1 protein-coding gene is annotated in these 1066 nt (G+C 65.5%); it reads left to right on the top strand.

The annotated features are described in order from the left end of the window. Nucleotides 1–1066, top strand: a 1066-nt coding sequence (locus ACYQ2W_RS26350) for a toprim domain-containing protein (RefSeq protein WP_459874059.1), incomplete at both ends; no start/stop codon positions are given.

Genomic DNA, 1066 nt, shown 5'->3' with positions numbered 1-1066 from the left:
CCTTGATGCCGACGCCGAGGACCAAGCACTGTTGGCGCAGGTGGTGGACTACTACCACCAAACCCTGAAACAGACGCCGGAGGCGCTGGAGTACCTGGAGCGACGCGGCCTCAACCACCCCGAGCTGATCGAGCACTTCAAGCTGGGGGTCGCCAACCGCACCCTGGCCTATCGCCTCCCCGAGAAGAACCGCAAGGCCGGCGCCGAGATCCGCGGGCGGTTGCAAACCCTCGGCATCCTGCGCAAGAGCGGCCATGAGCACTTCAACGGCTCGCTGGTGGTCCCGGTGATTATGCCCAGGGATGGGCGGTATGCCGATGCGCCAGGAGGCAGCGCATCGGCGAATGATGGCGTGGTGACTGAAATCTACGGCCGCAAGCTGCGCGACAATCTCCGCAAGGGCACCGCCTACCACCTCTATCTGCCCGGCCCGCACCGAGGCATATTCAACGCCGAGGCGCTGGCGGAGAGCCAGGAAATCATCCTCTGCGAATCGCTGATTGATGCCCTGACTTTTTGGGCGGCAGGCTTCCGCAACGTCACCACCAGCTACGGCGTCAACGGCTTCACCGATGAGCTGCTGGCCGCGCTCAAGCACCACGGCACCGAGCGGGTACTGATCGCCTACGACCGCGACGAGGCGGGCGAGAAGGCCGCCGCCGAGCTGGCGGAGAAGCTGACCCGCGAAGGGATCGACGCCTACCGCATCCACTTCCCCAAGGGGATGGACGCGAACGAGTATGCCTGTCGGGTGAAGCCCGCCGGCAAGAGCCTCGGCGTGGCGATCCGCTCGGCGGTGTGGCTGGGGAAAGGGCAAGCTCCGAAACGGGAATCGGTGCCGGCGGTGAGGGAAGAGATGGCGGCTAAAAGAGAAACGCCCCCTCTCTCTTTAGCTGCTCCTGCCGCCCCAGCACCGGAAGAACTACCAGCGCCGCCGGCAGCTCCTCTCCCCGCCAGCGTCCTCCCCGAGCCTCCCAAGGCCGAGGTAAAGGCCGAGGTATCCGACGGTGAAGTGATCATCTCCCTCGGTGATCGCCGCTACCGCATCCGCGGCCTCGACAAGAAC

It is taken from the genome of Endothiovibrio diazotrophicus (assembly GCF_054657215.1).
Note: the sequence above shows the minus strand (reverse complement) of the source record. Positions and strands in the feature narration are given on the sequence as shown.